The 25768-nt window shown below is 39.4% G+C and carries 17 protein-coding genes; 11 read left to right on the forward strand and 6 right to left on the reverse strand.

The features are described 5' to 3' along the window. Positions 1–209: 209 nt before the first annotated feature. From fabF to HNP36_RS12935, 6 genes are all read right to left on the reverse strand, one after another. On the reverse strand, positions 210–1451 hold the full coding sequence (gene fabF / locus HNP36_RS12910; protein ID WP_184164155.1) for a beta-ketoacyl-ACP synthase II: 1242 nt from the start codon (positions 1449–1451) through the stop codon (positions 210–212). A 2-nt stretch (positions 1452–1453) separates the two neighbouring features. Further along, complete coding sequence (locus HNP36_RS12915; RefSeq protein WP_184164158.1) at positions 1454–1879, reverse strand: PaaI family thioesterase; 426 nt, start codon at positions 1877–1879, stop codon at positions 1454–1456. 12 nt (positions 1880–1891) lie between these two features. Next, complete coding sequence (locus HNP36_RS12920) at positions 1892–3160, reverse strand: acetyl-CoA C-acetyltransferase (protein ID WP_184164161.1); 1269 nt, start codon at positions 3158–3160, stop codon at positions 1892–1894. Between the two features lie 11 nt (positions 3161–3171). Next, positions 3172–3777: a TetR/AcrR family transcriptional regulator gene (locus HNP36_RS12925; protein WP_184164164.1), complete on the reverse strand. Its 606-nt coding sequence runs from the start codon at positions 3775–3777 to the stop codon at positions 3172–3174. Between the two features lie 157 nt (positions 3778–3934). Then, positions 3935–4354, reverse strand: a complete 420-nt coding sequence (locus HNP36_RS12930; RefSeq protein ID WP_184164167.1) for an OsmC family protein — start codon at positions 4352–4354, stop codon at positions 3935–3937. An 89-nt stretch (positions 4355–4443) separates the two neighbouring features. Continuing rightward, entirely contained in the window at positions 4444–5310 is an 867-nt protein-coding gene (locus HNP36_RS12935) for a helix-turn-helix domain-containing protein (protein ID WP_184164170.1), read from the reverse strand. A gap of 237 nt (positions 5311–5547) precedes the next feature. On the opposite strand from HNP36_RS12935, the gene HNP36_RS12940 reads away from it, so the two are divergent. The 11 genes from HNP36_RS12940 (at position 5548) to HNP36_RS12990 (ending at position 25768) form a co-directional block, all read left to right on the forward strand. After that, positions 5548–6426 carry an AraC family transcriptional regulator gene (locus HNP36_RS12940; RefSeq protein WP_184164173.1) on the forward strand — a complete coding sequence of 293 codons (879 nt, stop codon included), beginning with the start codon at positions 5548–5550 and terminating at the stop codon, positions 6424–6426. A 414-nt stretch (positions 6427–6840) separates the two neighbouring features. Then, positions 6841–9738, forward strand: a complete 2898-nt coding sequence (locus HNP36_RS12945) for a SusC/RagA family TonB-linked outer membrane protein (protein WP_184164176.1) — start codon at positions 6841–6843, stop codon at positions 9736–9738. 12 nt (positions 9739–9750) lie between these two features. Then, a complete protein-coding gene (locus tag HNP36_RS12950; RefSeq protein WP_184164179.1) occupies positions 9751–11379 on the forward strand; it encodes a SusD/RagB family nutrient-binding outer membrane lipoprotein in 1629 nt (542 codons plus the stop codon). Between the two features lie 189 nt (positions 11380–11568). Continuing rightward, on the forward strand, positions 11569–12861 hold the full coding sequence (locus HNP36_RS12955; RefSeq protein WP_184164182.1) for an MFS transporter: 1293 nt from the start codon (positions 11569–11571) through the stop codon (positions 12859–12861). A 41-nt stretch (positions 12862–12902) separates the two neighbouring features. Next, positions 12903–13874 (forward strand): glycoside hydrolase family 130 protein, encoded by a 972-nt coding sequence (locus tag HNP36_RS12960; protein ID WP_184164185.1) that lies wholly within the window; start codon positions 12903–12905, stop codon positions 13872–13874. Between the two features lie 129 nt (positions 13875–14003). Next, on the forward strand, positions 14004–16238 hold the full coding sequence (locus HNP36_RS12965; RefSeq protein ID WP_184164188.1) for a GH92 family glycosyl hydrolase: 2235 nt from the start codon (positions 14004–14006) through the stop codon (positions 16236–16238). A gap of 32 nt (positions 16239–16270) precedes the next feature. Further along, positions 16271–17698, forward strand: a complete 1428-nt coding sequence (locus HNP36_RS12970) for a glycoside hydrolase family 125 protein (RefSeq protein ID WP_184164191.1) — start codon at positions 16271–16273, stop codon at positions 17696–17698. Between the two features lie 183 nt (positions 17699–17881). Next, a complete protein-coding gene (locus HNP36_RS12975; protein ID WP_184164194.1) occupies positions 17882–20023 on the forward strand; it encodes an endo-beta-N-acetylglucosaminidase H in 2142 nt (713 codons plus the stop codon). Between the two features lie 58 nt (positions 20024–20081). Next, the gene (locus HNP36_RS12980; protein WP_184164197.1) at positions 20082–22493 is read left to right on the forward strand and encodes an endo-beta-N-acetylglucosaminidase H; all 2412 of its coding nucleotides are present in this window, start codon (positions 20082–20084) and stop codon (positions 22491–22493) included. 124 nt (positions 22494–22617) lie between these two features. Then, on the forward strand, positions 22618–23493 hold the full coding sequence (locus HNP36_RS12985; protein WP_184164200.1) for an ROK family protein: 876 nt from the start codon (positions 22618–22620) through the stop codon (positions 23491–23493). Between the two features lie 4 nt (positions 23494–23497). After that, positions 23498–25768, forward strand: a complete 2271-nt coding sequence (locus tag HNP36_RS12990) for a GH92 family glycosyl hydrolase (protein WP_184164203.1) — start codon at positions 23498–23500, stop codon at positions 25766–25768.

Consider the following 25768-nt stretch of genomic DNA (forward strand, 5'->3'; position numbering starts at 1 on the left):
ACAGCGCAAAAAATTAAAACGCAAACATCTGTGAAAACCTATCCCATCTTTGATTAAATAAAAAACCAACCACAAAAGAGACAAAAGATTTTTGTAGTAGATAATACCCATAAACATCTGTGGAAATTTGTGCCATCTGTGGGAGAAAATAAAATAAAAAAATCCCTGTGCTATTTGGTACAGGGATTTAGAATTATATCATTTAAATACTATCTGAATTTCTTGAAAACCAAAGTTGCATTATGCCCTCCGAATCCAAAGGCATTGCTTAGTGCAAAGTTGATGTTCTTCTCTTTCGCTTCTCCAAAAACAATATTCACATCCTTCGGAATATTTTCATCTATCCTATGAAGATTGATTGTAGGAGGAATAATTCCTTTTTCCACAGCTTTGATGGAAAGAATGGCTTCAGCAGCCCCGGCAGCCCCCAATAAATGCCCGGTCATAGATTTCGTTGCGCTGATATCAAGATTTTTGCTTCCTCCGAATAATTTACTGATCGCATTCAATTCGATCAGGTCTCCCAGCGGGGTAGAAGTGGCATGAGGATTTAAGTAATCAATATCTTCTACATTGGCACCCGCTTCTTTCATGGCAAGCTGCATTGCTTTAATCGCGCTTATTCCGTCCGGATGAGGTGCAGTCATGTGATAAGCATCGGCTGTCATAGCCGCTCCCGCAAGTTCAGCATAAATTTTGGCGCCTCTGGCTTTTGCATGCTCGTACTCTTCAAGAATCAGGGCTCCGGCCCCTTCACCCATAACAAAACCGTCTCTTTCCGCGTCGTAAGGGCGGCTTGCTGTTGAAAAATCATCATTTCTGGTAGACATAGCTTTCATAACTGAGAAACCGCCTATAGAAGCCGGTGTAATGGCAGCTTCGGAACCTCCGCTGATGATTACTTTCGCTTTTCCGAGACGGATATAATTGAAGGCATCCATCAATGCAGTATTTCCCGTAGCACATGCTGAAATAGTAGTGTAATTGATGCCCTGTAATCCAAATTTCATGGAGATCATTCCTGAAGCCATATTCGCAATGAATTTAGGCACAAAGAAAGGGTTAAACTTAGGTGTTCCGTCTCCAGCTGCGAAATTCATCACTTCACCTTCGAATGTTACCATACCGCCCTGTCCGGTTCCCCAGATTACTCCGGTATCAAACGGGTCCATTTTTTCAAAGTCAAGTCCCGAATCCTGGATAGCTTCAGTAGTAGCATACATGGCATATTGTGAAAATAAATCGCTTCTTTTTATTTCGTTGTGGGTGAGATAAACTTTCGGATCGAAATTTTTTACCTCGCAGGCAAAATGTACTTTAAATTTTTCCGAATCAAAATGGGTAATTAAATCTGCTCCGCTTACCCCGTTAATGCTGTTTTGCCAAAAGTCTTCGACATTATTCCCCAAAGGCGTCACTGCGCCCAGTCCTGTAATAACAACTCTTTTCATATCTAGTTATTAATTTTGAATAGGTTAGAGGTTCCTCTGGCAATCAGTCTTGTTTTGTCTGCATTCCAGATTTCGCATTGTGCATTCACAAACTTCCGGCCTCTTTTTATAATTTTTGTTTCGGCTACAATATTATCATTTTCTTTTGCAGTTGAAAAATAATCGATCACATTATTGATGGTAGTTATGAAAGAATTTTCATTCAGGGAGAACATAGTGGCTCCAATAATGTCATCCATAATAGCTGCCGTTACTCCGCCATGAAGGTTTCCAACCGGGTTAAGCCATTCCGGCCTCACAGTATATTTAAATTCAAGATGTCCTTCTTCTGCAGAAAGTACAATGGGGTTGAGCCATTTCATAAATGGTGACGGTGACTGGTCAAATTCCTTCCCGATGAATTGCTGCAGTTGTGCTAATCTGTCCATATTTATTTTGTTTTATTTTTCTAAAATCATGGTAACACCCTGTCCGCGTGCGGCACAAATGGAAATGAACCCTTTTCCGCTTCCTTTTTCATGAAGCAGTTTTGCCAAAGTCCCGATAATTCTTCCGCCTGTTGCTGCAAAAGGATGGGCAGCGGCAAGACTTCCGCCTTTTACGTTGAGCTTATTCCTGTCGATTTTTCCCAATGCTTTCTCCAACCCGAACTTTTTGGCAAGATCATCGTTTTCCCAGATTTTAATGGTGGCAAGAATCTGTGCGGCAAATGCTTCATGAATTTCATAATAATCAAAATCTTCCAGTTTCATTCCTGCTTTTTTAAGCATTCTGTCTGCGGCAAAAACGGGAGCGAGAAGTAAATTCTGTTTATTTTCAATATATTCAATTCCTGCGACTTCTGAAAAAGTGATATAAGCCAAAACGGGAAGTCCGTTGGCAGCGGCCCATTCTTCACTGGCAAGTAAAACCGATGATGCACCATCTGTAAAAGGAGTTGAATTTCCTGCAGTTAAAGTACCATTCTCTTTGTCAAAAGCTGGTTTCAGTTGGGCTAACTTTTCAAGGCTGGTATCCCTGCGGAGGTTATTGTCTTTATCTAATCCGAAAGCGGGTGTGATCATATCATCAAAAAATCCTTCATCATAGGCCTGAGCCATATTCTTGTGGCTTTTAAAAGCTAATTCATCCTGTTCTTCGCGGGAAATCCGGTAATATTTAGCTGTAATCTCCGTATGTCCGCCCATTACCAGACCTGTTTTGGGCTCCTGTCCTTTGTAGGGTATTGGCATCCAGTCTTTCAGTTTTGGACTTAAGAGCTGTTTCAGTTTTCCAAACACTGATTTTTCTTTATTGGCTTTTAATAGTGCTTTTCTCAATCCCGGTGCAGATTCAAACGGAATGTTGCTCATTGCTTCAACGCCACAGGCGATTCCGCTTTCTATTTGTCCTAAAGCAATTTTATTTCCAATATAAACTGCGGCTTCAATTCCTGTATCGCATGCCTGCTGAAGATCGCATGCAGGGGTGGCAGGATCTAGCGCGGTGTTCATTACAGATTCCCTGATGAGGTTGCTTTCTGAAATATGTTTGATGACTGCCCCACCGGCTACTTCACCCAGCAGTTTTCCCTGCAAATGGTATTTGTTTATTAACCCGTTGAGAGCGGCTTCCAGAAGTTCCTGATTGCCTAGTTCTGCATAAGCGGTATTGATTCTGGCAAAAGGAATCCTGCTGTATCCTACAATGGCCACTTTTTTTGTTTCCATATTGAAAAATTTTATGATGGAAGTATTTTTAATTCTTTATCAATAATGAATAGTATTCTGTTCAGAGCCAAATGTAAATAGTTTTCATCTTCTGTGGTTTTGGCGAGGAGTATACCGCCTTCAACAAGCATAATGAAGAGAGATCCATATTCATTGGCGTTGATATCTCTACGCAGTTCTCCATTTTCCTGCCCGTCTGAAATTACATCTGCAATTTTTTTAATCCAGCCTTCAAAGGATTGGGTAACCTGTTTTTTCAGATTGGGGAAACTGTCGTCAGCTTCGGTAGCTGCATTCATCAATGGGCAGCCTCCGCTTTCAAAGACCGTTTTCCAGTTTTTGCGGTAAAAATTGACGAAGGCATTTAATTTATCAACAGTACCCGGAAATTCTTCACCTAAAGATCTGGCCATAATTTTAGCCAGTAAACCTGAGTTGTATTTATAAACTTCAAGAGCTACTTCATCTTTATTTTCAAAATTACCGTAGATGCTTCCTTTGGTGAGGCCGGTTGCTTCTGTAATATCAGATAAAGACGTAGCTATATAGCCTTTGGTGTTAAACAAAGAAGCTGTTTTTTCAATGATGAATTGTTTTGTCTTTTCTGCTTTTGACATTAAAATATTTAATTTCTATACAAATATACAAAAAATATACCGATCGGTATATTTTATTAAAAAATTAGTGATGTAAATGTTTTGGTTTTAAGTTTTGGCTAAAGCCAATATGTTGTTTTAAATAAAAACGGGCTAAAGCCCGTTCCTATTAATATTTTTATTGCTCCAGAGTGGCGTTCAATGTAATTTCAAAATTGAAAGCTGCGCTTACCGGACAGCCTTCTTCAGCAATTTTAGCATATTTCTGGAATTCTTCTTCTGAAATTCCCGGAACTTTTGCCGTAAGAGTCAGTTCAGATTTTGTGATTTTTCCTATGCCTGGGTCAAGGGTGACTACAGAGGTTGTTTTTAGTTCTTCCGGAGTAAAACCAGCCTGGGAAAGCTCTGCACTTAATTTCATTGTAAAACATCCAGCGTGTGCTGCTGCGAGTAATTCTTCAGGATTGGTTCCCACTCCGTCTGCAAAACGGCTGTTGAAAGAATATTGAGTTTCGTTTAAAGTAGTGCTTTGCGTTGTTAAATGTCCTTTACCTTCTTTGATGTTACCGTTCCAAACGGCTGTTGCGTTACGTTTCATAATGTTTGCTTTTTGTTGTTTTTAATATGTTGAATTTTGATGATACAAAGATAGGGAGGTTGTAAGCCGGATTCAATAGATAAAAAGACTTAAATATTGTACTTTTTTCCCGAAGAGTAATTTTTTTTAAAATTTGCCGGAGTACTTCCTGTTTTATTGGTGAAAAGCCGGTTGAAATAAGCAGGATCCTCGTAGCCAAGATCATAGGCAATCTCTTTAACAGGCTTATCTGTATAGAAAAGAAGTCTTTTGGCTTCCAGTAAAATTCTGTTGATAATTAATTGGTTGGGAGACTCCAGATTCAGGCTCTTGAATTTATGGGTTAATGTTTTCGGAGCGATGTGGAGAAGCTCTGCATAATCTGCAACATTATGTTTTTCCCTGAAATGAATTTCCAGGTACCTGCTGAAATCCCTGAAAATATCAAGTTCGTTGCCGGGAATTTTTACTGTATCATTGTTAAGGTGCTGCTTTTTCCAGTTTCGGGTGGCGCGGATGATGATTTGCTTTACATAGGTTCTGATCATTTCCTCAGCAGAAGAATCTTTCCATTCCAGCTCATCTTTTATATGGTGGAATAAATTTTCAATATCGGGGATTTCCTTATCATTAAGCTCTATAAAGGGAATTTCAAAGACATTGTGGAAGAGAAGTCCGTCGCAGGCTACTTCCTTATCATGAATCTGAATACAGTAGAAATCACGGTTATAATATAAAAGCATGCCCTCTTTTTTCCCTTTTTCAATCTTAAGGTGCTGGCTGGTAAGAAAAAATAAAGAAGGTTTTGAAACTTTATAATGATTAAAGTCTACCGTGAGTTCATAACCTTCAGGAATGAAAAGGATTTTGATATCATACCTGAATTTGTTTCCGTTAACTGCCTCCGGATTTTCTTCGGAAAAAATTTCAAGCCCTAGTTTTTTATAGTGATCTTCAAAGATAAGCTGCTTCTGCATACAATTACTTTAGCTTAAAGATACAAAAAAGAAGATTTATACATTATTAGCGAATGCAATCCATTATTTAAAAACCTTACTTGTTATCCATAACAGGCGCTGTTTTGAGTTTTAATTTCACTTTTTTTAATTAAAAACACAGAAAAAAATAAAAATTATATATTAGTTGATTGGTTTTTTATCAATTTTGTAAAAAGTACTGTATTGAATGATAACTATAATTTCTTCAAAGATTAGATGAGCAAGCTAGAAAATATTTTGAGAGAAATAACTCCATTATCTCCCGAGGACAGCTTTCTTGTATTTGACCGTATAAAAGCTTCTTTTGACTTTCCTTATCATTATCATCCGGAAGTTGAGATCAATTTTATCAGTAAAGGAAGGGGATACCGGCGGATGATTGGCGACCATACAGGTGAAATTGGCGATATCGAACTGGTTTTGGTTGGCCCCAACCTCCCTCACTGCTGGGCTAATCATAAGTGTAAAAACAGGAAAACCCATGAGATCACCGTTCAGTTTAATCAGGATTTTTTTAATCAGTCCATGATGAATAAAAATATTCTGAAGCCTATCAGTAACCTGATGAAGGACTCAATCCGGGGAATTCTTTTTTCCCAGGAAACGGCGGAAAAACTTAAAGATTCTTTCCTCAATTTATCCAAAATGAACAGTTTTGAGTCTTTTATAGAAATCATGAAAATTCTCAATGAGCTGGCTACTGCCGAAGACAAAACACTTTTGTCCTCCTACAGTATAGAGCTTGAAACTTTTGCAGATAATGATAAGATGAAGATTGTTCATGATTTTGTACATCAGAATTTCGAAAGTAAAATAACGCTTCATGATGCCGCTTCACTAATTAATATGAGCAGTGTAACTTTCAACAGGTTCATTAAAAAAAGAACAGGTAAAACTTTTGTGAATTATCTGAATGAAATCCGCATAAGCTATGCTGCAAGATGGCTGATGGAGAAGAATCTCACCGTTTTTGAAACTGCATTTGAAGCCGGTTTTAATAATATAGCCAATTTCAACAAAGTTTTCAAATCCATTAAAAAAACAACGCCAACTGAATTTAAGGAACTTTTTAAAGGAGTGAAAAAAATAGAGTAATTCTTTAAATCAGGTGAATTTATTTTATAATGATAAGGTCCGGATAAAGCTATCCGGATCTTTTTTTGATGAATATCAGATGTATTTTAATCAAAAAATGTAGAAAAAGCACCATGTGCCTACAGGTAAATTATGAGTGTTGATTAGTTTAATTTGTTGTAAATCAAATTATAAGCACGTTTTTATGCAATGATATGAAAAAATAATATCGTTTTATGATAAAATAACATTATATCCGGCTGGGAACAAAATTTAGATTTGTTAATGTGAATTAAATCTTAACAAAACTTTAATTATTTGATGCAAATGCAAGGTAATATTGCAGAAAAATGAAGATAAATCTCATTTTAGATGTAAACAATACTTATGGTGATGTAATTGATTCTCAAATAAATCTTAATAAAACTAAACCTTATGAGAAAAACTGTTATACCGGTTTTATTAGCAATTTCTTTATCTGCCTATGCACAGGAGACCAAACCGGCAGATACGGCTAAAACAACCAAGATAGAAGAGGTGGTTGTTACTTCTTTGGGGATAAAAAGGCAGGCAAGATCTTTAACGTTTTCGAGCCAGCAAATCGGCGGAGATGAACTTACGGAAGTAAAAACTCCCAATCTTTTAAACTCCATCAACGGAAAAGTTTCCAATGTACAGATTAATAAAACAAATGGCGGTGTCGGTGGATCCGTAAGGGTTGTCATGAGAGGGGATAAATCTACAAGAAACAGTCAGCCGTTGTATGTGATAGACGGTATTCCTATCATCAACAATACAAAAGGTCCTAACGTAGATTTTTATGCATCGATGCCGGATACAGGAGATGTATTGAGCACAATCAATCCCGAGGATATCGAGAGTATTAACTTCCTGAAAGGAGCCTCAGCAGCAGCTTTATATGGTTCTGCGGGAGGTAATGGTGCTGTTTTAATTGTTACTAAGAAGGGAAAAGCAGGGAGAAGCAAACTGTCATATACTACAAGTTTGACTCTGGATAGAGCGTACAGCCTTCCTGAATTACAATACAGCTATTTGCAGAGCATTCCTTATGACCATGCCTCAGGACAGACCGGTTCCCAGCAGAGCTGGGGGGTAAAAGGAGCTTCTAAAGACTATCTTAAAGATTTTTTACAGACCGGAACCACATGGGTTAACAATATTTCATTCCAATCAGGAAATGAAAAATCCAATAACTTTTTCTCTTTAGGAAATACAACCAATAAAGGTATTATTCCAACATCAGTATTTGATCAGTATAATATCAATTTCAGGAATTCAAGTAAATTTCTGGATGATAAACTGACACTCGATGCCAACTTCATGGGATCTTTACAGAACAGCAAAAACAGGCTGACTCCGGGTTCTTACTACTCACCATTGGTAAATCTGTACTGGTTGCCTAGAGGTATTGATTTTGACCAGTTCAGTGGTTCAAATTATGCCTATCAGAATAACAACAGATTGCTTCCTGCTCAGAACTGGTGGGCCATAAAGCCGGACGGAAGCTTTAGTGTAGAATCTCAGAACCCTTACTGGATTCTTTATAAAAACCCTGTTACCACAAAAAATAAAAATCTTTACAGTGCCGCAACATTGAGCTACCAGATCAATCCGTGGTTATCTGCCAGACTCAGAGGAAATTACAGTTATACTACTTCAGACAGCCAGCGTAATGTTGCAGTTTACTCCTTACCTGTTTTATTGGGAGGAAATGATAACGGAAAACTTTACAAAGACGTTATAGAAAGTTCATCTACTTACGGTGATGCATTACTAATCGGAAGTCCGAAAATTACAGATGATGTTTCTTTGGATTTTACAGTAGGAGGAAGTATCAATACACAAAGGTATACCTCAAGCAGCATTGAAAATAATCTTTTGGTAACAGCTAATCTCTTTGAACTGAATAACCTGCAATGGCCTGGCCAGAACGGAAACGGAGTAAGTTACCTGATATACAGTACCAAAAAACAGGTTCAGTCCGTTTTTGCAAGTGCGAATATCGGTTATAAGAAATTTTTATATCTGGATTTAACGTTTAGAAATGACTGGGATTCCAGTTTATCAAATGCAACTCAGAAATCCTTTGATTATGAATCTGTTGGTGTCAATGCTATTCTGTCAGAAATTTTTAATCTTCCAAAATCCATCAGTTTCTGGAAAATAAGAGGTTCCTATGCGAAAGTAGGTCTTGGTTTGCCTCCTGCTTTTCTTACAGGATCACAGATATACCAGGTGAATGCAGGTACTGTTATTAACCCAGCTTCATCTCCTGTTACCAATCCGGCTTTTTCAGATCTTTTTCCTAAGCCTGAGCTTAATGAAACTTTTGAGGCAGGAACAGAGTTAAGGCTTCTGGATAACCGTTTAAGCTTCGATTTTACCTATTATAACTCAATTGTATCAAACCAGTTATTGCAAGCCATTGAAATCTCTTCTAATCTGGGCTTTGGAACCGGAAGATTCGATATCAATGCCGGAAAAATTCAGAACAGAGGTTTTGAATCCAGTTTGTCTTATAAAGTATTCGGAGGTGAAAAATTCGGATGGACAACTACAGTAAATGCATCTGCAAATAAAAATGTCATCAAAGAACTATTCCCTTCCAGCTTAAAACTGTCGGATGATAAAACATTTGTACTTACAGGTGGAGGGTATAACAGATTAAAAGTAGGAGGCTCCTTCGGGGATATTTACGGATCAGTCTTTAAAAGAGATGGGCAGGGAAGAATTATTGTGGATGCAGACGGAGTTCCGTTAAGAGACGAAAATCAGGTACAGTATCTCGGCAATCCAAACCCTAAATTTATACTTGGGTTCAATAACTCGTTCAATATCGGTAAATTAGGGATCAGTTTCCTTATTGACGGAAAATTTGGAGGAAAAGTATTGGGATATACCCAGGCTAAGAACGATCAGTACGGCGTGAGTAAGGCCACTGCAGATGCCCGTGATAATGGAGGAGTATCCGTTCCAAATGCAGTATATGAAAACGGGACACCATATACAGGGGTAACCGATGCTGAAAAATATTATTCAAAAGTTTCAGGATCTATTGACGAACCGTATATGTATAAAGCAACGGCTATACGTTTACGGCAGGCTTCAATTTCGTACACATTTAATACACATTCAAAATATATGGAAAACGCTACAATAAGCTTGATCGGAAGCAACCTGTTTTTCCTGTACAAAGATGCTCCGTTTGATCCGGAACAGGTATCCGGAGTTAATCCCGGAGGTGTAGGAATTGATATGTTCGGAATGCCGATTACCAGATCTATCGGTTTATCATTAAAAGCTAACTTCTAATTTTTAAGAACAATGAAAATATCATATGTTAAAACCGTATCACTCAGTGCTTTCATGCTGCTTTCTGCTGTAAGCTGCACCAGTGAATTTGATAAATATAACCAGGAATATATCGGAGGTCCTGAAAACTTCAATGCCGATTTTGTTCAGATTGTAAACCCGCTGAAATTAATGCAGAGAAACCAGCAGAGCTCTACCAACTGGATCTATCAGCTGCAGACCAATCTTAACGCAGATATGTACAGTGGCTTATTCAGTACGGCAACACCATACAACGGAGGGAGAAATAATACTACTTACTTCATTATGGATGGCTGGAACGAGAGAATTATGATGACACAGCTGGAAGATGTTTTTGATAAATCAAAGACCATTAATTCAGTGATTCAGAAAAGCTATCCGGGTATAAACTTTAAAGCATCACTTGCCCTTACAAAAATTCTTAAAGTAATTTCTGCCAGCAAAGTTTCAGATGCACACGGACCTATTATTTACAGCAAGTTTGAAACACCTGATCCAGCAACAGGAATTACTGACTTTGACTCACAGCAGGAAGCTTATAATAACTTCATTGCAGATCTTACTTCAGCTATTTCAGACCTGCAGCAAACTCCGGGAGTAGAAGATAAGGCAGTTATAAATAAATCAGATCTTATGTATAGCGGTAATCTGGCTAATTGGGCAAAGCTTGCCAACTCCCTGAAATTAAGATTTGCCATGAGAATCAGCTATGCCGATCCTGCCAAATCAAGACTGTTTGCAGAACAGGCGTTGACGTCTCCTGTCGGGTTTATCGATGATAATTCAGCCAATGCTTTAATTAACTATGGAGGAGCTTCTCCTCTCAGCGATATCATTTATTCATGGGGAGACTGTAAAATTGGAGCACCATTAATGGCTTATATGAACGGGTTTAATGATCCAAGAAGATCTGCCTATGCCAAACCCGCTACCGACGCTTCTGTTGCCGGACAATACATTGGGATAAGACAAGGCGTTGATATGGGAGGAAGCAAGGACCGCTACGGAGATTTCTCACAACCTATTGCAGCATCTGCCAATGGAGATTATTTCTCTAACAGCAATGGCAAAAATAAAATCTTCACTGCCGCAGAAATCTGGTTCCTGAAAGCAGAAGCTGCCATCAGGGGTTATGCCGGAGCAGGAGATGCAGGAACAAATTACAACAAAGGTATCGAAATGTCCTTTGCAGAATGGGGGAAAAGCTCATCTTATGCAACTTATATAGCAGATGCAGTTTCTAAAGAAGCTCCTTATATTGATACTAAAAATGCTTCAAACAGTATTCTGGCAGGAAGCCCGATGCTGAGCACCATTACCATCAAATGGAATGAAGGAGACTCTTTTGAAAGAAAACTGGAAAGAATTATGACCCAGAAATGGATTGCTATTTATCCTGACGGCTCCGAGGCGTGGGCAGAACAGAGAAGAACCGGATATCCTGTTATTTTCAAAAATGTTCTTAATGACAGCCAGGGAACCATCAGCACAGATGCAATGATCAGAAGAGTTCCTATTCCGACCAAGTATAGAAACAATACCCTGAACTATGCTCAGGCACTGCAGTACCTTGGTGGTCCTGATACAGGAGGAACCAAGCTTTGGTGGGATAAAAAATAATAATTTTAAGAAGATCAATTATAAAGATAAAGAGGCCGTCTCAAAAGTTAGATTTAATTTGTGTTTTTTCATTTCGGCAGTAGAAATTCTGATAAACGGTTGTTTTTAGATTCTCAATTTTAGTTTCGTTTCAATTTCGGAATGATGCTTTTGAGAGGCTCTCTTTTTCTTTAATATTTTAGTTTGAATATGGGAAACAACAGCTCTGAAACTCATTCGGTAAAGCCAATCCTCTGGATATCAACATTATATTTTGCAATGGGAATCCCCTTTGTAACCATTAATGCCGTTTCCGGGATCATGTACAAAGACATGGGGATTTCAGATGCTAAAATCACATTCTGGACCGCTCTTATTATGTTTTCATGGACATTAAAGCCTCTTTGGAGCCCGTTTCTGGAAATCTACAAAACAAAAAAATTCTTTGTTGTAGCCACCCAGTTTGCCATAGGGATTCTGTTCGCGCTAATTGCTTTAAGCTTACCGATGCAGGACTTTTTCAGATACAGCATTGCCCTTTTTGCAGTCGTTGCATTTTGTGGTGCCACTCATGATATTGCTGCAGATGGAACCTATATTAATTTTCTGACTAACAAAGAGCAAGCGAAATATATCGGATGGCAGGGAGCTTTTTACAATCTGGCAAAGATCATCAGCAGTGGTGTTCTGGTCTATTTTGCAGGAGTTCTGGAAAAAACAAAAGGAGTAACCAATGCCTGGATGATTATCATGGGAATTTATGGCCTTCTGTTTTTTGTTTTGGCCATTTATCATTACGCTGTTTTGCCAAAAGAAAATAAAAGTGAAGAGCCAAAAGAAATAAGGAAAGCAAGAAATGTCCGTAAAGAACTGCTGGAGGTAATTACTTCATTCTTCAGAAAAAAGAATATCCTGTGGGCTGTGCTGTTTATTATTCTCTACCGTTTTGCAGAAGGATTTGCCATAAAAATTGCACCCTTGTTTTTCAAAGCACCGAGAACTTCAGGAGGACTTGGATTATCCACATCAGATATCGGGCTTATTTACGGAACTTACGGTTCAGCTGCGTTTATTCTGGGATCTGTACTGGCGGGCTATTTCATTGCTGCCAGAGGACTGAAAAAATCACTGATCTGGCTGTGTTCGGCATTTAATATTCCATTTGTGGTGTATGCTTTACTCGCTTATTTTCAGCCGACAGAGCTGCTTCCGGTAGGTATTGCAGTTGTTGTGGAGTATTTCGGTTACGGATTTGGGTTTGTAGGTCTAATGCTCTATATCATGCAGCAAATTGCACCCGGTGAACACAAAACCGCCCATTATGCTTTTGCAACCGGCATTATGAATCTGGGAGTAATGATTCCCGGAATGTTCAGCGGAATGATCAGCGACTGGGTAGGATACAAAATATTCTTTATCTGGGTATTAATTGCCACAATACCGGCATTTATCGTCACATTGCTCGTTCCATTCCCATATCCTGAAAAACTAAAAGAACACTAAATCATTATCAAAATACATTAAATAAAAAGTAAAAATACTTTATGACATTTCAACCAGCAAAGATCCCTTGGCAGGATCGTCCGGAAGACAGCCGTGATATGATGTGGCGTTACTCTGCAAATCCGATTATCAACAGGTATGCGATACCTACATCCAACAGCATTTTCAACAGTGCAGTGGTTCCTTTTGAGGATGGATTCGCAGGAGTTTTCCGTTGCGATAACAAAGCAGTGCAGATGAATATTTTTGCAGGATTCAGCAAAGATGGGATCAATTGGGAGATCAATCACGATCCTATTGACATGAAAGCCGGAAATACCGAAATGATAGAATCGGATTATAAATACGATCCGCGTGTTGCATTTATAGAAGACCGTTACTGGATCACCTGGTGCAACGGATATAACGGACCAACAATCGGGATTGCCTATACTTTTGATTTTAAAGAATTCTTTCAGTGTGAAAATGCATTTTTGCCCTTTAACAGAAACGGGGTTCTTTTTCCTGAAAAGATAAACGGCAAATATGCAATGTTGAGCAGACCTAGCGATAACGGTCATACCCCTTTTGGAGATATTTACATCAGTTACAGCCCGGATATGAAATACTGGGGCGAGCACAGATGCGTGATGAAAGTGGCTCCGTTTGAAGACAGTGCATGGCAGTGTACAAAAATCGGAGCAGGGCCGGTTCCCATCAAAACAGAAGAAGGATGGCTGCTTTTCTATCATGGTGTAATCAATACCTGCAGAGGGTTCCGCTATTCTATGGGAGCATCGCTGCTGGATCTTGAAGACCCGTCAAAAGTATTGTACAGAACAAAACCTTACTTACTGGCTCCGGCTGAACTGTATGAACTTACAGGAGATATTCCGAATGTGGTGTTTCCGTGTGCGGCACTTTCAGAAGGAGATAAGGTAACGGTATATTATGGCGCGGCGGATACCGTTGTGGCTATTGCGTTTGGATATATTTCAGAAATCATTGATTTTATGAAGAAAAATTCGCTCTGAATGGATTAAAAACCTGTGAAATATGCCGGTTAACTTTATTTTCCTGCTTGTTGAAATCATTGTTGAGGTTTTTATATTGTTAAATAAACTCCTATCTTGAAGATTTTTTAAGATTTTCGTATTATGATTATGAAAAAAGAACTGCTTATATTTTTATTAATTACTCTTATTTCCCATACCGGAAATGCCCAGCAACGGAAAGATGATGTTCTTTCATGGGTAGATCCCTTTATAGGAACCGGAGGACACGGTCATACATTTCCCGGGGCAACCACACCTTTCGGAATGATCCAGCTCAGTCCGGACCAGAATACCAAAAGCGGCGACTGGGACTGGTGTTCAGGATATCATTACAGCAGTAAAACCATCATGGGATTCAGTCATAATCATCTCAGCGGAACAGGATGGGCAGATCTTGGAGATATCTTGGTAATGCCAACCGTAGGGCAAATAAAAATGCTTCCGGGCACAGAAGACAAACCCGAAAGCGGTTACCGTTCAACATTCAGTCATGATAAAGAAACTGCTTCACCGGGATATTATTCAGTAATGCTGGACAGCTACGGAATTAAAGCAGAACTGACAGCTTCCCCAAGAGTAGGATTTCACAAATATACCTTCCCAAAGAGTGAAGAATCAAATGTCATCATAGATCCTACCAATAAAATTTTCGGAAATATTTATCATACGCTGGTAAGCATCGAAGGAAATAACAAGATCAAAGGCTACTGCTACAGCAATGGCTGGGGAGGAAAAAGATTCGCCTATTTTGTGATGGAATTTTCAAAACCTTTCAAATCTTACGGAACCTATTCGGAAGGAAAAATAAAAGAGAATGAAAAAATAGCTCTTGCTAAAGATGCTAAAGCCTTCGTAAGATTTTCTACTCAGGAAAATGAAAGCATAGAAGTTAAAGTGTCCTTATCTCCGGTAAGTACAGAAGGAGCACAGCAAAACTTTGATGCCGAAGCAAAAAACGTAGATTTTGCAAAAGCTAAAGAAACCGCTCAGAATACATGGAGAGATCTCATCAGCAGATTCCAGATAACAGGAGGTACGGATGATCAGAGGAAAATTTTCTATACAGGAGTGTATCACTCCTTCATTGCTCCTAACCTGTATATGGATACCAACGGAGATTATGTTGCCGCACAGGAAAACATGAATACCAAATGGTTTACCAACTACAGCACCTATTCCTATTGGGACGGCTTCAGGGCAACACACCCTTTGCTTACCATTATGGACCAGAAACATACGAAAGAGTTTGCCAATTCCCTGATCAGCAGGTATACAGACCGTAAAGATCACATGCCGATCTGGGAACTGTGCGGATATGATAATTTCTGTATGCTCGGATATCACAGCGTTTCAGTGATTTGGGATGCCATTTCCAAAGGCGTGCCGGGAATTGACCAGGAAAAAGCATTTGCCGCGATGAAAGATGCGTCTTTAACCGATAAAATGAGCAGCAGCGATGGAGGTGGAGGTCTGAATGATTACATCAAATTAGGCTACACCCCATCCGAAAACGGAGCTTCAGTTTCTGCAACCCTGGAATATGCATACGATGATTGGTGCATCCAGCAGCTCGCTGAGAAATTGGGTAAAAAAGAAGAAGCAGAAGTTTATAAAAAACGTTCCATGAATTTCCTGAATACATTTAACAAAGAAAATAACCATTTCTGGCCAAGACAAAAAAACGGTGAATTCCTTGCAGATTTTACATTAAACGACTGGAAAAAACTACAACCACATTGGGTTTCCGGGAATATCTGGGCCTATGATTTCTTTGTTCCCCACCAGATTGATGAAATGATTAGTCTTTATGGAGGAAAGAAGGGATTTGAAGAAAAACTGGATAAAACCTTTACGGAAGAACTTAAAATGATTGGTGAGCAACACGTGGATATTTCAGGATTCATAGGCTCTTTAGGATTTGGTGATGAGCCGGGACATCATGTTCCTTACCTGTATAATTATGCAGGAAGTCCTTACAAAACACAGAAAATGGTAAAATTCATCCGGGACAATATGTACGCAGCAAAACCGGACGGAATTGTCAACAACGAAGACTGCGGCCAGATGTCGGCATGGTACATTTTCTCTTCATTAGGATTTTACCCTGTAACTCCCGGAAAACCGGTATATGCAATTGGGGCACCGCAGTTTCCGAAAGCATCTTTAAAGCTGGAAAACGGGAAAACATTCACTGTAATTGCAGATAAAATTTCCGATAAAAACATCTACGTTCAGAAAATGTTTTTGAATGGTAAAGAATTCAAAAGCTGGGAAATCAATCACAGCGATATTATGAATGGTGGTGAGCTGAAATTCGTAATGGGAAGCAAGCCCGTAAAATAAATCAAATAAAAATTAAAGAAATAAAAAGTATAATGGAAAGGAGAAATTTTATAAAGACAAGTGTGCTGGCAGGAGCGGGGTTACTCTTTACTCAGAATGTTTTTGCAAAAACGCTGGGTACGGAAGATTTCCCTGTTGTCCGTGTTCCCAAAGATAAAAGACATTTTACCAGTGAAGCGGTAGAAAGTGCAATTGAAGCTTTTAAAAAGAAAGTAAAAAATAAAGAACTTGTCTGGTTATTTGAAAACTGCTTTCCCAATACATTAGATACTACTGTTTTTTACAAAGAAACAAACGGAATTCCGGATACCTATGTTATTACAGGAGATATTGATGCCATGTGGCTTCGTGACAGCTCTGCACAGGTTTTCCCTTATCTGCAGTTCTCAAAGAAAGACGAAAAATTACATAAACTTATCTCAGGAGTTATCCATAAACAGACAGAATTCATCCTGAAAGATCCATATGCCAACGCTTTTTATAACGATGAAAACAAAATAAGCAAGTGGAAAGAATACGATCATACAGATATGAAGCCTGGCATCCACGAAAGAAAATGGGAAATAGATTCGCTTTGCTATCCGATACGTCTCGCTTATCATTTCTGGAAAACAACAGGTGATACAAAACCGTTTGACAGCAACTGGCTACAGGGAATCAAGCTTACTCTACAGACGTTCAAAGAGCAGCAGAGAAAGACAGACTTGGGACCATATAAATTTGAACGTACCACAGCCTGGGCTACAGACGGAATTCCAATGGGCGGATACGGTTATCCTACGAATCCTGTTGGTCTTATCAATTCCATGTTCCGTCCGAGTGATGATGCTACGATTTACGCCTTTCTGATTCCATCCAATCTGTTTGCTGTAGTGAGCTTACGCCAGGCTGCAGAAATGGTTTCAAAGATAAAAAATGAACAAAAACTTGCTCAACAGTTAAACAGCCTTGCCGATGAGGTAGATGCTGCCATCAAAAAATACGGAATCTACAATCACCCTGAATACGGAAAAATATACGCTTTTGAAACCAACGGATTCGGAAGCTATAACCTGATGGATGATGCCAACTGCCCGAGCTTGTTAGGTTTACCGTATCTGGATGCAGTAAAAGCAGATGATCCCGTTTACGTGAATACCAGAAAATATGTCTGGTCGAAAGACAACCCGTTCTTTTTCAAAGGAAAACTGGCAGAAGGAATCGGCGGACCGCACATCGGACTTGATATGATCTGGCCGATGAGTATCATCATGAAAGCGCTTACCTCCAACGATAAGAAGGAGATAAAATGGTGCATAGAAACCCTACAGAAAACCCACGGCGGAACCGGATTTATGCATGAATCCTTCCACAAAGACAACGATAAGAAATTTACCAGGGAATGGTTTGCCTGGGCCAATACATTGTTTGGAGAATTGTTATGGAAAACCTTTAACGAGAATCAGGATTTACTGACTTAGATTCGATATTTGCAGCAGGTGGCAGCGCGCCCTTTATTCCCGTTTTTTTAGTTTCAGTGTTTTACAAAAATTTCATTGAAGGAGAACTTATATGAAATTTTTCGGTCAGCAGCTGATCATGTTCTTCCTTTCCGGAGAAGATGAATAGATATAAATACATCAAATTAACTTAAAAAAAACATTATGAAAAAAGCCATTACTATGTTGATTGTAATGATCATTCATGCCATTCCTGTGCTTAATGCGCAGCAGCTTAATCCTACAGGAATATGCTATGTGGAAGTAAACAACAATAATCTGTTGAATGCAGGTTCGTACAAGCTGCAGACATCAGGTAAATACTTGTTTAATGTCGTCAATATTTTTGCCGCCAATATCAATTATGATACAGGCAGAGGCAGGCCTTATCTGTACTGTAATAACAACGTTACAAAAGTTCTGACCAACGCAGATACCTACATAAAACCGCTTCAGGCAAAAGGAATGAAGGTGGTATTAACGATTTTGGGGAATCACCAGGGAGCAGGTCTCTGTAATTTTCCTACCCGTGAAGCAGCAAGGGATTTTGCTCAACAGCTTGCCCACACGGTAAATACTTATGGGCTTGACGGAATCGATTTTGATGATGAATACTCGGATTATGGCCAAAACGGTACCGGACAGCCGAATGCCAGTTCTTTCGTAATGCTTGTTCAGGAGCTAAAAGCTTTACTGCCTACTAAACAGATCACATTTTATTATTACGGTCCGGCAGCTTCAAGGCTTTCATGGAACGGCCTTAGAGTAGGAGATTATGTAAACTACAGCTGGAATGCCATGTACGGAACTTTTTCAGCGCCTAATGTTCCACCTCTTACCAATGCACAGATCTCCCCGGCAGCTGTATGGATGGGAAATACTTCCAACTCTACTACAACCAGCCTGGCTACCCAGACGAAGAATGGCGGTTACGGAGTTTTTATGTGGTATGATCTTCACGGAACCAATGAAACAACACAGCTTTCGGCAGGAACACAGACATTATACGGAGAACAGACCGTTTTAAGCTCGCCTTTACAGTCATGGACACAGGGAACCAATTGTGATGCACCTATCGGATTATTTACCAGCAATCTTACCGGAACAAGCGTAAAACTGAACTGGTCTGCAGTAGGGACCAACACCTATGACGTAGATTATAAACTGGCTTCTTCTGCTACGTGGACAACTGCTGCAACAGCTACCAATGCTACTTCAGTAACCATATCAGGATTAACAGCCAATACGGAATACGACTGGAGAATCAGGACAAACTGCAGCGTAAAAAGCACCTATATGTTTGCCCCGAGATTTAACAGCGGAATAGGAACGGCTCCTTCAGGGTCTACTTCTATTTCCCTGGACGGAAGTACTGAATCCGGAGCAGCGGGAAACATTAATCTAAGCGGTTCAGCTTTATCACTGGAAGGCTGGATAAAGCCATCATCCTTCAAATCAGCATCGCCTTATATTTCATCTCTTTTGGGTACAGAAGTAAGCGACAGCAATTCAGCATTTTTAAGACTGGGCGATGCCAACATTGCCAATAACAAGCTGCAGTTCGTGGTAAGTATCAATAATGTACAGCAAAAACTGACAGCTGCCACAGCTTTAAATGCCAATTCATGGTATCATATTGCGGCAACTTATGATGGCTCATCCATGAAAATTTACATCAACGGCGTTCTTGATGCAAGCAAATCCCAGACGGGAAGCGTTAATTCCAACGGAGCATTCAATGTAGGATATTTATACAATACATCAAGGAATTTCAATGGTAAAGTGGATGAAGTAAGGGTTTGGAAAAGAGCATTAAGCCAGACAGAAATCAGCCAGAATATGTGCAATGTGACACTTCCGGCAACTTCCCTTACAGCTTATTGGAAATTTAATGAAGGAAGCGGCTCTTCAGTTCAGGACAGTTCGGGAAACGGAGTTACATTAACATTAACAGGTGTTGATGCTTCCAACTGGGGAACAGATATACCTTGTCCTGCAGGTTCTCAGAAAGTTTCAGCAGCGAGAAGTCAAAATACAGGTTCTGAAGAAATTTCAGCAAAAAAGCAGGTGAAATTATACCCAAACCCTGTAAGCAAATCCTCACCGTTTACAGTTTCAGTGCCGGAAGAATATAATAAAGGAAAACTGACAGTATATAGCCTTACCGGTAATCCGCTGGAATCTAAAACAATAAATGCTGGAGATCAGCAGTATGATATTTCAAGATTTAAAGAAGGCAATTATATCATTCAGTTTGAATCTCAGAACGGAAGCCTGAAGCAGACTGAAAAATTAATTATAAAATAAAAAAAATCATCATCATCGGGCTCCGGCCCGGTGATTTTACCAAAACTAAATTAATACTATGAAAAAAAAATCTATTCTTACCGCCCTGATCTTACTGGTCATTCATGGGGCATCTTTACTTAAAGCCCAGCAGCTCAATCCTGTGGGGATATGTTATGTGGAAGTGAACAACAATAACATGCTGAATGCGGGATCCTATACCCTGCAGAATACGAACAGACAGCTTTTTGATGTTGCCATTATCTTTGCTGCCAACATTAATTATGATGTTTCTAAAAACAGGGCTTATATTTCCAACAATAACAACGTTACCAAAGTCCTGAACGATGTAAATACTTATGTAAGACCTTTACAGCAAAAAGGAATTAAAGTATTGCTGGATATTTTAGGGAATCACCAGGGATCCGGAATTTCAAACTTCCCGAACAGGGAAGCTGCAAAGGATTTTGCACTACAACTCGCACATACCGTTTATACTTACGGTCTGGATGGTGTTGATCTGGATGATGAATATTCAGACTATGGAAATAACGGAACAGGCCAGCCCAACAGCAGCTCTTTCGTAATGCTTTTACAGGAACTTAAAGCTGCGATGCCCGACAAACTGATTACGTTTTATTATATAGGCCCGGCTATATCAAGACAAACCTACAACGGTGATGTGGCTGGAAACTATATCAATTACAGCTGGAATCCGTATTATGGAACCTACAGTGCGCCTTCTGTGCCGCCGCTTACCAATGCCAAGCTTTCTGCCGCCGCTACATGGATTCGTAACTCGAATCCGCAGTCCACTTCAGCTGCTACACTTTCCACTCTTGCAACCAATACCAAAAATGACGGGTATGGCGTGTTTATGTGGTATGACCTTAACGGGGTTGATAATGCCAGCTATCTGAGTACAGGATCAAATATCCTTTACAATGAAAATACACTGCTCTCAGGTCCGCTTTATTCATGGTCACAGGGAGATACATGCAACCCTCCTTTGGGACTTGAAGCCACAAATATTACAGGAACTTCGGCCAAATTAAACTGGACTCCCATTGGTTCCCAAACGTATAATGTTGATTATAAGCCGGCTGGTTCAACAACATGGACCAATATTGCAAGCAGCTACACAGGAAACAATATTACAGTTAGTAACCTTACTTTAAATACGGACTATGACTGGAGAATACAGTCTAATTGTTCAGCAACAATAAAAAGTACCTATCTGTTTGCGCCAAGGTTCAATTCGGGAAACGGATGCACAACACCATCCGGTTTAAAAGCTGAAAGCTTTCTGGGAACTACCACCAAAGTTTCATGGGACTTGGTACCAGGTGCATTATCATATAATTTACAATACAAAACAGCTGCAGCAACTAGCTGGATTGATGTTCAGAATATTTCTTCAACTTCTTACACACTTCCTGGTTTAACTGAAAACACAAATTATGTATGGAAAGTACAGGCCGTATGTAATGGAACAAATACCAGCTCATATACCGCAGATGCATCTTTCAACAGTGGATTTGCCCCTGTTCAGAGTCCCGGACCAAGATCCCTTTCATTCAATGGAAGTACACAATATCTTAATGCAGGACAGTTTAATCTAAGTGGAAACGCTGTGTCGTTTGAAGGGTGGGTAAAAGTAAATGCATTTAAAACAGCCTTTCCCTATATTTCATCAGTAATGGGTATTGAGGTTGGTGACAGCAATTCTGCGATTTTACGATTCGGTGACGGAAATCTTGCCAATAATAAATTACAGTTCATCCTAAGCTTCGGATCAGCGCAGGTAAAGCTTAACAGTAATACCGGGCTCAATACAAACACATGGTACCATATTGCAGCCACTTATGACGGAGCAGCTATGAAAATTTACATCAACGGTAATCTTGATGCAAGTGCCGCTGCAACAGGAAATTTTACTGCCAACGGTATTCTTTATCTGGCCAGAAATTATGATAATTCCAGAACACTGAACGGATTTTTAGATGAATTCAGGGTATGGAAAAGAGCATTGACACCTGCAGAAATTCTTGCCAATAACTGTAATGTGGCAGGCAGTTCAACAGGTCTTGAAGCCAACTGGAGAATGAATGAAGGAAGCGGAAATGGAGCTTTAGATGCCACAACAAATACCCATTTTGCAACCCTGACCAATATGACGGCAACTAACTGGAAAACAGACGTAGCCTGTACTACATTATCTGCACAGGATATAGCTTCGGCAAAAGAAAATATCAATCAGGCATATCCAAATCCTGTTAAAAAAGGAAATAATATTCATTTCAGGATCAATGACAGTTCTGCCGGTGAAATATTGTTATACGATATGACAGGTAAGTTAATAATCAGCCAGAAAATTGATAAAAACGATATAGCCATCAGTACTCAGAATTTATCTGTCGGAACTTATGTTTATAAAATAAATTCAAAAGAGAATACTGTAAAATCTTCCGGAAAAATGGTGGTAGAATAAAGCTTAACCAAAAATAAAAGTAAAATAAATTAGGAGATTTTATTACAGGCAGACGGAAGTCAGTGGCTTTTTGTCTGTCTGTTTTAAAATCAAAGAATGGTTTCAGGAAAAATAAAAAAGTATAATGCAGAATATAGTAGGAATAGACATTGGCGGTTCGCATATTACCATGGCCCAGGTAGACCCGGAGAAACGTGAAATTATTGCTTCTACATACGTAAGGGAACATGTAGATTCTTTCGGGGACAGGGAAAGCATTTTTTCCGCCTGGATCTCGGCCATAGAAAAAGTAACTGAAGATCTCGTTAAAAAAGACCTTCTGCTCGGTATAGCAATGCCGGGACCTTTTGATTACGAAAACGGAATATCATTGATGCAGCAGGGGAAATTCATCGACATTTACCAGATCAATATTAAAGAAGAACTTGCTAAAAGGCTATCCATATCAACTGCTCAGATTCATTTCGTAAATGATGCCGGGGCTTTTCTTGAAGGAGAAGTTTTTGGAGGCTGTGTGCAGGATTACAAAAGGGTTTTCGGGGTTACTTTGGGAACAGGATTGGGAACTGCTTTTTATGATGGGGAAACAGCTTCAGATGAAGATCTTTGGGATTCACCTTTCAGAAATTCTATTTGTGAAGATTATCTTGCGACACGCTGGTTTGTAAATCATTATGCAGCTTTGACTGGTGGGAAAATATCAGGAACCAAAGATCTGCTGGATCAGCCGGAAGATATACAGTCTCAAATATTCGATGATTATGCAGATTCCTTTGCCGAATTTATTGTGAAATATGTCAGGGGCTATAACCCGGAAGTTCTGGTCATAGGCGGAAATATTGCAAAAGTATATCCCTGCTTTAAAAAGAGGTTAAATCAACATCTGGAAGATCATAAAATCAGTCTTCCTATTAAAATTTCCGCTATTTTTGAAGATGCAGCTATTCTTGGTGCTGCAGGTTACGCTTTGAAGAAAGCCAGGATCAATTTAACAAAATGATATCATGAAGTTTTTATTCTCAGGTCTTTTAATTTTACTCAATATCTTCACGTTTGGCCAGAAGATTTCTCTTGCTGATTATGTGAATCCCTTAATGGGAACCCAGTCCAAACCGTCCTTATCCAATGGAAACACTTATCCCGCCATTGGGCTTCCTTGGGGAATGAACCTATGGACACCGCAAACAGGAAAAATGGGTGACGGATGGGCTTATACCTACGATGCAGACAAAATAAAAGGATTTAAACAAACCCACCAGCCATCTCCCTGGATGAATGATTACGGAGCCTTCGCGATCATGCCCGGAGTGGGTAAACTAAAATTTAAGGAAGAAGAACGTGCCAGCTGGTTCAGCCATAAAGCAGAAATTGCAAAGCCTTACAGCTACAGCGTTTATCTGGCGGATATCAATGTAACTACAGAGCTTACTCCCACAGAAAGAGCAGCTTTCTTCAAATTTGATTTTCCTAAAACAGACAGCGCATATATCGTTATTGATGCCCTGAATAAAGGGTCATACATTAAGATCCTTCCCAAAGAAAGAAAAATCCTTGGTTATACAACCAAATATTCCAGAGGGAAATATGATAATTTCAAAAACTACTTTGTCATCCAGTTTGATAAAGATTTTGATTTAACAACCACCTGGAAAGACAGCGTTTTTGTTAAAAATCAGTTGGAAATCACAAGCGATCATGCAGGAGCAATTGTTGGATTTAAACTGAAAAATAAAGAAAGTGTTTATGCAAGAACAGCTTCTTCGTTCATCAGTTTCGAACAGGCAGAACTGAACCTGAAAAGAGAAATAGGAGGAAAGAACTTTGAACAGGTAAAAACAGAGGCAAAAAATATCTGGAATAAAACATTAGGAAAAATTGAAGTGAAAGGCGGAACAGATCAGCAGATACGTACATTTTACTCTTCGCTGTACAGAACCCTGTTCTTTCCTCAGAAATTATATGAGATCGATGCTCAGAATAAAGTAAAACACTGGAGCCCTTACAACGGAAAGATTTTAGACGGGAAAATGTTTGCAGGAACCGGCTTTTGGGATACCTTCCGTGCTCTTTATCCTTTCCTTAACCTCGTATATCCAAGTATGAACGTTGAAATGCAGGAAGGTTTGGCCAATACTTTCAAAGAAGGAGGGTTTTTACCGGAATGGAGCAGTCCGGGATATTCCGATATCATGATAGGAAACAATTCAGCCTCAGTAGTTGCAGATGCTTATATAAAAGGACTTCGCGGTTACGATGTGGAAACCCTTTGGCAAGCTGTAAAGCATGGTGCCAATAATGAAGGCCCGATAGATGCCGTAGGGCGCAGGGGAGTTGAATATTACAATACTTTAGGTTATGTTCCTTACGATGTAAAGATCAATGAAAATGCAGCCAGAACGCTAGAATATGCCTATGATGATTTTGCCATCTATCAATTAGGGAAAGCGTTAGGTAAACCTGCTTCTGAAATTGATATTTACAAAAAAAGAGCTTACAACTATAAAAATATGTTTGATCCGTCAACCGGTTTGATGCGAGGAAAAAACAAAAACGGAAAATTCCATTCGCCATTCAATCCGTTTAAATGGGGTGATGCATTTACAGAAGGAAACAGCTGGCATTACACATGGTCTGTTTTCCAGGATATTGACGGTTTGGCTAAATTAATGGGCGGGCAAAAGAATTTCGAAGCTAAACTGGATGAGGTTTTCTCCCTTCCACCGGTATTTGATGATAGTTATTACGGAAGCGTAATCCATGAGATCCGTGAAATGCAGATTATGAATATGGGGCAGTATGCCCACGGAAACCAGCCTATCCAGCACATGATTTATCTGTACAATTATGCAGGAGCACCTTATAAAACTCAATACTGGGCAAGACAGGTGATGGATAAACTTTATTATGCTACACCTGACGGATATTGCGGGGATGAAGATAACGGTCAGACTTCTGCCTGGTATGTATTTTCTGCCTTAGGTTTTTATCCGGTAACACCTGCTACAGATCAGTACGTTCTGGGAGCACCGCTTTTCAAAGAAGCAGTAATTCATCTGGAAAACGGGAAGAAAATTGAAATAAAAGCACCGGAAAACAGTGCTGAAAATCTATATGTGAAATCTTTAAACGTAAATCTTCGGTTTTACTCAAAAAACTGGCTGAGCCATAAAGAACTGATGAATGGGGCAATTTTGGATTTTCAGATGGATAATAAGCCGAATAAAGAAAGAGGTTCACAGGAAAAAGATTTTCCTTATTCAATGTCGAAGGAATAG

Source organism: Chryseobacterium shigense (assembly GCF_014207845.1).
Lineage (GTDB): Bacteria > Bacteroidota > Bacteroidia > Flavobacteriales > Weeksellaceae > Chryseobacterium > Chryseobacterium shigense_A.